Here is a 12,298-nt window from a genome sequence, read left to right as displayed (position 1 = left end):
TGAGGTCAGCCGTAGGGACCACAGGGTCCGTGAGCGTAACGTTGGGGTCCTCCAAAGAGGTACAGCCGGAGACCGTTACCCTTAAATTGTCGTAGCTGCCCGCCACAAGCCCGCTTATCGTCGCCGAGTTGCCAGCGACAGGGACCGCATTGAAGGTCCCCCCGTCATGGACAATGTCATGGTTGCCGTCGGGAACATCGGTGAAGGTGAGCGTTATCGAGCCATCACTGCCACCGCAGGTGCTCGGGTCGGAAGTGGCCGCCACCGAGATCGTAGGGACCACAGGGTCCGTGAGCGTAACGTTGGGGTCCTCCAAAGAGGTACAGCCGGAGACCGTTACCCTTAAATTGTCGTAGCTGCCCGCCACAAGCCCGCTTATCGTCGCCGAGTTGCCAGCGACAGGGACCGCATTGAAGGTCCCCCCGTCATGGACAATGTCATGGTTGCCGTCGGGAACATCGGTGAAGGTGAGCGTTATCGAGCCATCACTGCCACCGCAGGTGCTCGGGTCGGAAGTGGCCGCCACCGAGATCGTAGGGAGCGGGTTCACCGTCATCGCTATCCCCGTACTGGTCGCTTCACAGCCCGTGGCCGTGTCCACAACCCTTACCGTTATCACCTGGCCGTCGGACAGGGACGTGGTGTCATAGGTGTCGTCCGGGGAGAGCGCCTGCATGATGCCCCCGTCAACAAGGAATTCGTACTCGTCACCGCCCGAGCCCGTGAAGACCACATTGTCCCCCGCACAAATCTCATCGTCGGCATCGCTGCTAGTGAGGTCCGCCGTCGGGAGCGCATTGTTAGTAATCACAACCTCGTCAAAGGTGGCCAGACAGCTGCCGTTTGATATTGTCCACCTCAATGTAGCACTGTTCCCAACGGCAAGCCCTGTGACGGTTGTCGCCGGATCGTTAATATTCGTAATGCCCACTGCAGGGCCGCTCACTTGGCTCCATACCCCTGTGCCGACCGTGGCAAGATTGGCAGACATGACAAAGTTATCATCGTTGCACTGGGAAATATCGGAGCCCGCGTCGGCAACCGTCGGGACCTCGTAAAAGTTCACCATTATCTCATCAAAATCAACGCACGTGCCGTTAACATCCGTCCACCTGAAGGTGTATGTCCCGTACTGGTCAACGGTAAAGGTCTGGTCCGGGTCATTGGCATCTGTTTCGAAGAACAAGTTTCCAGGACCTAATATTTGCGTCCATGTTCCTGTTCCAATAGCGGTAAGTGCATCAACCGTATGGGTTAGTCCACATTCATTAAAAACTGTTGTGCCATCAGGCTCATACGCATCGGCATCTGGTGGTGGTGGGTCGGTAAGGGTAACACTTGGGTTATCGGTTTCCACTGACAAACAACCATCGACCATTATGCTAAGATTGTTATATGTTCCTTGTGGGGCATTTATGGTTGCCTCCTCGTCAACCACCGAAACATTTGGAAAACTGCCCCCGTCATAAGTTATCGTATAACTACCATTCGGCACATTATCAAAAGTCAAATTGATAGTTCCATCTCCCCCACATGTTGTAATATCAGAAATGTTCGCATCAATTTCTGGCCGTGTTTTTATTGTAAGGTTCATTTCATCTTCAGCGCTAAAACAAGCACCTGCACTGTTCACCGTAAGGGTAAGGGTTACCACCGTGCCGACGTCCGTTGGATCGGGTTCGTACACCACGTTGACCACTGTTGCATCAACAAAATCCCCATTACCATTATGGTCCCATACCAAGGAGCCATCATATTTATCAGCAAAGGCAGCCGCCACTACATAGGGATCCACACCGCAAGTTTCGTCATCAAGCCCCAAATCAACAACGGGTTGTTCATCAATTGTCAATATCATCTTATCTTCTACGGGTGGACAATTTCCATTGCCATTGGCCCTAAGAGTCAATTCCACAGAACCATTGTCAATGTCCGTTGCACCTGGGGTGTAAATCGGAGTCAACACATTGCTAAAATCGAACGAACCATCTCCTGCCGATGACCATAAAAGGGAGCTGGAATTAACAGTTGATGGAGGAGTGGATGATGTAGATAAATCAAAAGAACCTGTCTCACAAATTTCTTCATTAGAACCAGCATCGACCACGGGCTGCGCATCATTGGTGATTACAACCTCATCAAAACTATCGAGACAGCTACCGTTTGAGATTGTCCACCTGAGCGTCGCAGAACTGCCTGCCGGTAGTCCTGTAAAAATGGCCATGGGACTATTTAGGGTCAATGTTGATACTAAAGGCCCTGATGTCTGTGTCCATTCACCCGTGCCCACCACCGGAGCATTGGCGGCCATGACAAAGTTACCATCGTTGCACTGGGAAATATCGGGCCCCGCTACAGCTACCGTTGGATTATCGTTTATAGTAACAATTACTTTTGCATCGACATTAGCACAAGGAGAAGATGGATTGGAAGGGCTAACTGTATAGGTAAAACCATATATGCCTACAGGAACTCCATTAAAGTCCACGTTGGACGGATCCACTAAATTTACCATTACCATATCATCATCATTCCAGCTACCGCCTACATCAGGCATTCCTCCTAAACTTGCAAAAAGATCAACAGATGGGTCATCCACGCAAATATTTATCACATTGTTAGTACCAGCATTGGGTGGTGGATATAGGTTTATGGTCTGGTCTACGAGGGTGAAATTGCCAGAAGTATCGGTTACCCTATAGGTTCGGGTAATTACTGCAGGGTCGGAACCAACTGGAGGAGCTGAATCTCCCTCATGTGTTATAACAAGATCCGCTGGAATATCACAATTATCGGTCTCGTTAATTACTTCCAAAGGGTCAAAGGCGGGTGCCATATCACCGCAAACATTCATGACTTGTGTATTGGCCGTTGGTGGTATTAAATCGCCATAGCCAATCGTGAATACGTCTTGGTGCTCAAAATCCACATTATCAAAAAAGACATCCGTGCCTACTATATTTGTTGCAAGAATATAGGTAATGGGGCCTGTTGTGAAATCTCCATCACCATCGGTATCAATCATTAAATAGATGGCACAAGGTGAGGTAAGCGGTATATCAGAACCCGACAAATCGACCCTTATACTAACTCCATTGATGGGGTCGCCATCTATATTAAACAAATTTTCAGTCTTTTGCATTAACCACTCCCGTTCTATTCTTTGGGTAACGGTTGTAGCAGGGGCCGGCAATTCTGCATTGGTCAAGTTTATGCCTCTATGATCATTACCCCACAACAAGTAGTTATGCCGAGATGATGGGCTATTTGGTACAGGGTCTATTGCTGTTCTATTGGGGTCAAAATTATCTGAAATGAAATCTGGGTCTGTCGCAATGGTCACCCGCGCCTCGGAATTCACACTTTTTGAAATTACTTGATGTAAATTGTAACGTAAATTAGATGCACTACGATCTTTACCTATGCCCGCTATGTCATATTTATAATCTGCATCTACAGACCATATTATAGTGCCATCAGCTGCCAAGTAGTCATAGGAATCATTCCCCACTATACTCCCCAAAGTACCAGAAGCATTCAGCGTAATACCATATTTAATGGCCAAATAGCTCTCAATTCTTTGGATATCATCTTGATCAATGGCTCCATCCGAATGATCTATCAACAATATCTCTGCTATATCACCTGTAAAATTACCCGGAGAATCTGGTGTGTTGTCATTGAAATGTTTGCCCAATCTGTTGAAATAGAAAAGGTCTTGTTGGGCTTGGGCATGATTTCTAGTCGTATTAACATCTGAAAGGCCATTTACATATGTCCTTAAATTTTCCTGTTCATTGCCAAAGTTTTCAGCATCTCGAACAAAGGTACCTATAGTGGGCAATCCTTGTAAATCAATACTACCCTCTTGAAAAAAACCTCCGCCGTCATTTTTCCAGGTTCTACCAATCGAAAAAACATCTTCATTTGATATATTTCTGGATAATCCCAAAGAAAGATTGGTCTTATCATTAAGGTGATTTTCAATATCACCGCCAAATAACAGGCTCATTGTTTCTGCAGAATTTCCACCACCAGCTCCCTGAAACACAATAAACACACCAACATGTTCTTCTCTTGTATGGGAACGAAAATGTAACGCCTGGCCATTTCCAGAACCGTCAAATTGAATGACGGGATTATAGTTTATCACATTTTTTTGAAAAGTAGGTCGATCGGGTATAGCCCCAGTAGGAGTTAAAAAACCTAGCCCGCCCGGATGCTCAAACCCGTCATTTAAAGCTTGTTTCCAATCATTTTCGTAATCTTCCGGATTTGGATGATCTACTGCATTCTGTCTGTTGACAGCACCACCTGCATCAATCAAATCATACCATGTGAATATCTCATCTCCGTTTGACAGCAGTGGTTCCAATCCTAAAATTTGATAAAATTGGCCTGCCGGACCTGCCGGTTGATTTACGGCTCTGTCCGCAGCCAACCAGGTGTCCAAGTCTTGCGAAAAACCATTTGATGAACCCACAAGCAACAACCCTAAAAGCATCCATTTTGATACTTTTTGGTTTAGGGTTGAACCGAGCGGAGCGTGCTTTTTTCTTTCCAAAAAAAGAATTGATAATACGTAGCAAAGTAGTTTTTGTATCATTTGTATCATAGGTTAAGATTTTGGGTTCATGGATTAAAGAGGTTGGAACAGTTTTAATCCATAGTAAAAAAAGGAATAAGGGCTAGATTTTCCCCCTAAGAATTCACGGATGGGGTTTCCTAATTGACCAATGACCCATTTGGATCTACGAAACTTTACTGAACCGTGTTTAGGATCAGCCGCTTAACGTAAGGTAAATACGATAAGGATAGCAAAGTCTGCACAGTGTTTGGGGTAAATCAGGTACAGTTAATCGGATCCCTGTGTTCGCAGGAACAACCATAAAAAAACCCGAAGCTTCGCATCGGGGTAAATTTATTTGGGTTTTCAATTGGATTATACCTTATTATATAAAGGTATCTACAATCTCCATTTAGAAGTCAAATTTATGTGAAGTATGTTTTTAAATATAAATTCATCACTCCTGTATAAGTTCTAACGTTACCAAATAGGCGCAATGGTCAGAAGCGTAGGTATCCGCAATAATTTTCTTCTCCAACACACGCCAATGATTTTTGGGGTGGAACATCACATAATCTATCTTCACCCTAGGATTGTCAGATGGGTGCGTGGCTTCAGGGTTTTCTTTATTATAGGTGGTTTGCCAAATTTCTTCCATGGTATTAATGGGTCCGCTACCCGGTACTGCATTAAGATCACCGGCTAAAATGGTTGGGTATTTGTTTTTTGAGAATACCTGATTGATTTTTTCAGCCTGAACTTGCCTTCCCTCGTTAGTCTCGTGGGCAAAGTGTGTCCCTACGAATGCGATAGTATCCTTTGAAGGTAATTCTACAACCACTTCCAACGCGGCCCTTGGTTCTTGCCCTTCTTTATAAGGTAAAGGCACATTCCTGGTGCTCAAGAAAGAGTATTTGGACAATACCCCTTCACCATACTCGCCACCATCATAATACATAGCTCGTGCAAAAATGGGTGCCATTTTTGTTCGCCACCCCAACTCCGTAGCCAAATCGTACTTTTTGGAACGGTTTACTTTGTAATCTACCTCTTGCATCGCAACAAAATCGGGGTCGGCATCAGTGATAAGTTTGGCCAAAGCATCCAAATTAAAGTCTCCTTTGGTAGTTCGACCTCCCAAAATATTAAAAGACAACACCTTCACCTTTACTTTAGTATCCTCTTTTTCTTGTGCTACAACGGGTGCAACCATCAAGAGGATCAAAAATGCTATTGCTATTTTACTTTTTATATATTTCATTTCAGCAAAAAGATTATTTGTCCAAAACATATTTCAGGATGTTCATCATTCTTGGGTCAATGTCATTTGAAACCGCAATAGCATCTGCTTTTTCCATATCCTTGTGATACAGTGCCCATATCAGTTCAGCATTTTGATTGTCAGCCGATGCCTTTTTAATTTTGGACAACAAGGCTTCTTTGTCACTACTCTTTCCGATCTTATCCAATGCGATTAGTGCAAATAAGTTATTTAGACTGGCATTATTGCCCCCTGAGTAGTTACTTACTTCTTCAAAGTTTGTTTTAGCTTCGTCTTTTTTATTTAATTTCTCATTCCCTAATCCTAGCAAATAGTTCGCTAATCTATCATCAGGATTAAAGGGTTTTCCCACTCCCAAATGCTCTGGCCACTCCTTTGATGCTTCAAGTAAATCAATAGCTTTGGAAAATTGATTTTTGTCCATGTATTGCTTTGCCAAATAAACGTGCGCATTGTTATATATTTTTTTGCTTTCGGAAGCATGCTCAAAGGGAAGGATATTTAGTTTTCCAAGAACGGAAATTGCCCGAGCATAATTGTTGGTAGCCACCAATGCCTTTGCATAACTCAATCCAACATTATAATTGTCCTTAAATTTCTTGACTGCTTTTTTGCCAGAGGCTGCTGCTTCTTGATTTTTACCATTTTCCAAATAAAACAAAATAAGATCGTCCCAGTTTTTCCAGTACTTGTTATTCAACTGCAATGCAGTATTATAGTCTTTCAATTTGCTTTCATAAGCGCTTTTGGCATCGGCCTTGGCGCGGAATTTATAGAAAGCGTCATTATCAGGAGCATCACCACATTGCTTTAAAAGCTCGACCGCTTTGTCTTTTTGACCAACAGCAAGATAGTTTTGCGCCAGATAATATTTAAACTTCCAATCGCCATTTTCAGCTACAGCCCATTTCAATGCCGGGATAGTCTCTCTCCTATACGGAAAAACGAAGTTAGGCGAGCTATTTGCCAACTCGTTAATTAAAGCTTTACTCTTTTCCGCATCTCCCTCTCTTATCAAATATGCCTTAATCAGTTTGGATTTGCTGTCGTCCACATTCAGTTCCAATACCTTCAACGCCTCTTTTTTCTGCCCTAAATTTAAATAGGTCAGTGCAAGCTCCAATAAGGTTTCATTTGCAAATTCATTTTGAATACCCTTAAGAATACTATTTGGGTCATTACTTTCATGTTGAATCTTCTCAAAAGTGGCAAAATGGTTTATAGGACTTCCCTTAAACACCTTGTTCAGCTGCTTGTTAAATGCCTCTGCATCACCATTTTTTCTATAGACTACCAACAACACTTGTCTTGCATTTATATTGAACTTGTTATAATCCAACGCTTTTTTGGCATATATCTCCGCATTTTTCAAATCGTTTTGAAATAGGTAGATTTCTGCCATCTGGGCATAAGAAACGGAACGATATTGCATTGCCCTAGCCGCCCAGCCAAAAGCTTCGAGCGCATTGATAGCGTCACCTTGTGCCCAATACGTAATTCCTGCCATATAGTTGGCTGATGGATTGTAGGTATCAAGCTGCAATGCGGTATTCGCATATTTCAAAGCCTTCTTGTAACGTGTTTTTCTGTATTCCGCTTCAGCCATAAGCACCAAAGCTCTCGCGTGGGTTGGATTTAGCTCCAGTAATTTGGTAAGTTTTTCATCTGCCAGCTCGTATTCCCGATACTTCATCGCCTCAGATGCCTCGTGAAACAATTGCTCCACTTCGGACATTTTCACCTCGGGATTATGGACAAAATCCCTTTTCAACAATGTTTTATTGACAGAGGTGTAGTGTAGTTTGTTATTGCCCAAAACGATTTTCAATACATCCGATTCCTTAGCTGAAATCGTTTTTTCAAAAACTTGCATGGGCGTCATTTGAAGGTCTTCTTTGGAAACCTCCTTACCGTTTATAAAAATCCGTAGCGGCTCATTAAACGTTCGAAGGGCATTGATTCCAATTGTGGCATTCCCATCGGCACGCTCAAGGTTGAGCACACCATATTCGGACGCTGCCTCCATACCTCCAATTTCTTTAATCGGAAACCACAACTCTTGCCATGAATCCATCATGTAAGGGTCAAAGTTGGCTTGTGATACAGGGTTTTCGGCTCCAGGAAAATACTGATTGAACAGCCGCCCTGCCTGAAACTCTATATATTGCCCATCGGTATCGGTGAGTAAATCTTCCCAAATGCCACCAGATCTGGATAATGCCCACAGCCATAATTTTTGTCCGGGCATTTCTTCATAGGTAGCTAAATGACCAAATCCAACATTTCTGTCGTGATAATACCCTCCAAAGTAGTTTTGATAATCGCCAACAATGTGATACGATTTAGAGCCTCCAAAATTGTTGTTTTTGTACATGGCCAGATTCCTTCCTTTATCGTCAATTGGCCATTTTTTCCAAGTTCCGTTGTGTTCCAAGAACCCATTCCCAGGAATGAAGAATTCCAAATCGTTAGTTGCAGGTGCTGCTCCGGTCATCCAGTTATAGTAGGATTGATTTAGGGGCGTACCATTGTACCATGAAGCATTGGTTTCAAAATAGGCCTTGTCTTTTTCCAATCGAATCTCCACTTGCCAATACGTTCTAGATGGCAAATCAAGATTCCCTACAATGCAACTTACGCTACCATCTTTATTGGTTCGGGTAGCATAATCTACAGGAGTAGCAGTGGAAGGGTGATGTCCAATGATTCCAAAATTGAATTCAATTCCTCCTGAAGTCCAAGGACCACGCATGGAGATGTTTCGAAATTTGACCACTTCGTTGCGGTACAAAAATTCATTTCCAGTGCTCTTTTCAATCGCTCCCCAAACCTTCCCCCCGATTTCGGGTAATACATATACTTCGATATAGTCATTTTCCAACTTGACTACCTTCCATCCTTTCTTCTGAGAGGTATGGGAGTACCCCTCAAACTTGAAATATGGAAATATTTTGGGATTCTCTGTCAGTATGGGAACCGGATTGGGAGTGCCAAAGCCATAGGTGTTCAACTGTTTTATTTCCTCTGTGATCGTGGCTTTTTGAGCCATCATCCCCAGTGAAACCAGGAATAATAAGAGTGTTATTTTTTTCATAAAGTGTTTTTTTAATCGGTGCTATAAGCATTTGACCTGTAAATAGCCAAAGGCTGATTGTTTCTGGCAAAAAGCAATAAAGGCTCTTCCAATCCATTTTTAACAAGCAGTATATCCCTTACTTCGCCATCAATGTCAAGTCCGCTCAACTTGTTTTCTACGGACTCAAAACTTCCTTTACCATCACCTAACATCAAAAGTCCTTTGTTGGCATCATATCGTCCGTATTTTACTCGGGTTCCATAAAAGTTTCCAGCCAAAATAATGTCAAGGTTTCCATCTTGGTTAACATCGTCCACTAAAATTGCATACACCGGAGCAAACTGTGCTTGTATTGGAAGTGATTTGAGCACAAATTGGCCATTCCCTTTATTTTCTATAAAGCTGGTGGAAAAGTTGTTGGCTTCCAGAAGGTATGCATCATTTAATTCGTCTTCGGAGAACAAATCGGAGATTTTTTGGCTTGCATAGTCAGAGTAGTTTACATACTTGCTCTTCAATCCATTCAATTGTCCAACCAAATCATCTTTAGAGAAAACCGGATAACTTTCTCCCATTAAATAGGAACATAAAACAGGGTCGATTGCTCCATTATCATCAAAATCCTTAGCGTAAAGTTGAACAGGCTCTTCCATTGTGGCCTTTAATTGGGAGTTCCAACCAAAATTCCCTAGTATGTAATCTGAATCGCCATCATTATCAAAATCTCCTTCAACAATCCGGTTCCACCACCCTTTTGTGTTCTTATCAGCAACGGCGTCAATGTTTTCCACCAATTTCCCTTTATCGTTCACAAAAAAGCGAACCGGCATAAATTCACCCACCACAATCAAGTCTTTAACCTTATCTCCGTTAAAATCTGTCCAGATAGCATCAGTGACCATTCCTGGTTGAACCAAATCTTGATTTACCTGCTGAGTCACATCTTTAAAATTGCCCTTTCCATCATTCTCAAGAATATAGCTTCGGGCGGCCAATGGATATTCTCCTGGCACAGATCTTCCTCCAACGAATAAGTCCTGGTCACCATCTTGGTCATAATCATACGATTTCACACAGGATCCATTGTTCAACATTTTTGGTAAAGCAGCTTCGTTCTTTTTGAAGTTGCCTTTATTGTTGAAATACAATCTGTCTTGAAGTTCGGGAGACTCTTCCTGAAATTCGTGTCCTCCACTCACCACATAGAGATCCAAATCACCATCATTATCAGCATCAAAAAAGAGTGCGTCAATATCTTCCGATTCGGTATCCTCTTCAATAAAGGTGTTTTCTATTTGGTCAAAACGGTCATTTTTATTTTGCTTAAAAATTCCTCCTGAACTGCCTTTGGCTCCTCCAACAAAGATGTCTTCAAGACCATCATTGTTGATGTCTGCATGAGCCAATTTTGGCCCTTGGGTGGAGAGCATATGAGGAATCAGTGACTCTCTTTTAAAGTCAATGAACTTGTTTTCCTTATGGGTGTACTTTAATAAACTATCTGAGCTTACATCTTTATAATAGAGCTTAGGGGATTTCTTTTCAATACCATTTGATGGTTTTGCATTTTTTTGATCCAAAACCAATGTTTGATTTGCTTCTATGTTGGTTTCAATAGTTGTATTTCCATCAGGCCATACAATCTTAAGCTCATCAATTTTTTTATGCTTGCCCAAACCAAATATAAGGGATGGGTCTACTGAAGATTGAAACCCTCTTGCTGGAAATAATTCTTGATGGAGTTGCATTTCTCCAATTTTTACAATCGCTTTGGTTCCAATTGCAAAAGTATTTTTTCCACTTCCTTTTAATTGCAGCTTAAGGTAGTTAAGGCTGTCCAACTCGCTGTTATTACGATATATGAAAGCTTCTTGATCTGTGTTGTTAACGATAATGTCGAAATCGCCGTCGTTATCCAAATCTGCGTATGCGGCTCCGTTTGACAAGGATTTTCCTCCGAGCCCCCAATCGCCGGTTGTTTTTTTAAAGGTCAAGTCTCCTTTGTTCTGGTAAGCGTAATTTTCTTCTATGGTCGAGGGGATATTTTCAAGGAGGTCTTTTATGGCGGTCTCAACCCCAGAATCCATTTCCTCCAGCCGTTTTTGAACAGCAAAATTCATGAAATCCATGTTGGTATAATCGCGCTTGACACCGTTTGTGATAAAAATATCTTTGAAACCATCGTTGTTGAAATCTGCAAATAATGGTGCCCAACTCCAGTCTGTAGCGTGTATACCCGCCAGCTGTCCTATTTCGGCAAATGAGTTGCCTTTATTTAAGTGCAGCATATTTCGCATATACTGGTGATGGAAGTCCGAGTTTACCAAAAATTGGTTTTTATCATAGTTGTCTGGACCTGAAACCATTTTTTGTCGAAAGTTTCCTTCGGGAAGCATATCAAGTGTAATGATATCTGGCCTACCATCATTATTTATATCGGAAATATCGGACCCCATAGAAAAATGGGAAGTATGCCCAATATAATCTTTTAAACTTTCGGTAAATGTACCATCACCATTGTTCAGGTATAGGAAATCGTGCTCGTGAAAATCGTTTGACACATAAATATCTGGCCATTCATCGTCATTGATATCGCTTACCGAAATACTCAAACCAAATCCGAGTGGGCTGGAAATTATTCCCGCATCTCTGCTTACATCCACAAACTTACCATTGTCATTTCTATATAAGCGGTCTGCATATTCAGGATATATCTTTTCCCTAAGTTTTTTAGAAGCATTTTTGAAACTTGAATACGGTTGGACAGAATGGTTAAGTACAAAAACATCCAAATCTCCATCCCGATCATAGTCAAAAAAATTAGCTTCAGTTGAATATCCAAAATCATCCAAACCATACTCAGCTGCTTTCTCCGTAAAAGTTAAGTCGCCATTATTTATAAATAATAGATTTCGTCTTCTTTCGCTATCCTTGGCAGCCGACCTACATATGTAAATATCCAGAAAACCATCACCGTTTACATCAGCCATAGAGGTGCCCGTATTCCAAAGGCCCTCTGCAAATACTCCTGCATCTTTTGCAATTTCCTTGAATTTAAAGTCTCCCTCATTGATATACAAACGACTGCCGACCATACTACCTGTAAAATAGAGGTCTTGAAGTCCATCATTATTGATATCCCCAACGGCCACTCCTCCTCCGTTATAAATATTGCCATAGGTAAGAATGTTGAATTCATCAGTTTCGACAACTAAATTTTTGAATTTGATGCCCGTATGGCTGGAAGGCATTTTTGAAAAGAGTTTGCTAGAGTCTATTTTTTTACATGAGCAGATTGCTCCTATTAAAAATAGAATCAAATAGGTTTTGTAATTGGGATACATAAATTATCGGTTGGTTTAAAATCTTACAT

4 protein-coding genes are annotated in these 12,298 nt (G+C 42.1%); all 4 read right to left on the bottom strand.

All coding sequences use genetic code 11. From position 1 onward, the window contains the following. On the bottom strand, positions 1-4,615 hold a 4,615-nt coding region (locus tag E4661_RS19295), incomplete at its 3' end, for a DUF8202 domain-containing protein (protein WP_205728946.1). A gap of 409 nt (positions 4,616-5,024) precedes the next feature. After that, positions 5,025-5,828 (bottom strand): endonuclease/exonuclease/phosphatase family protein, encoded by an 804-nt coding sequence (locus E4661_RS10475; protein WP_168796360.1) that lies wholly within the window; start codon positions 5,826-5,828, stop codon positions 5,025-5,027. Positions 5,829-5,841: 13 nt separating this feature from the next. Then, positions 5,842-8,943, bottom strand: a complete 3,102-nt coding sequence (locus E4661_RS10470) for a DUF5107 domain-containing protein (RefSeq protein ID WP_136467052.1) — start codon at positions 8,941-8,943, stop codon at positions 5,842-5,844. 11 nt (positions 8,944-8,954) lie between these two features. Continuing rightward, positions 8,955-12,269, bottom strand: a complete 3,315-nt coding sequence (locus E4661_RS10465; protein ID WP_136467050.1) for a VCBS repeat-containing protein — start codon at positions 12,267-12,269, stop codon at positions 8,955-8,957. Positions 12,270-12,298 lie beyond the last annotated feature (29 nt).

This window comes from Flagellimonas onchidii (assembly GCF_004804315.1).
Lineage (GTDB): Bacteria > Bacteroidota > Bacteroidia > Flavobacteriales > Flavobacteriaceae > Flagellimonas > Flagellimonas onchidii.
This window is presented reverse-complemented; position numbering and strand designations above follow the sequence as displayed.

Excerpts from the sequence above, each read along its gene's own strand:
- E4661_RS10470 (WP_136467052.1), bottom strand. The coding sequence starts at position 8,943 with ATGAAAAAAATAACACTCTTATTATTCCTGGTTTCACTGGGGATGATG.
- E4661_RS10465 (WP_136467050.1), bottom strand. The coding sequence starts at position 12,269 with ATGTATCCCAATTACAAAACCTATTTGATTCTATTTTTAATAGGAGCA.
- E4661_RS10475 (WP_168796360.1), bottom strand. The coding sequence starts at position 5,828 with ATGAAATATATAAAAAGTAAAATAGCAATAGCATTTTTGATCCTCTTG.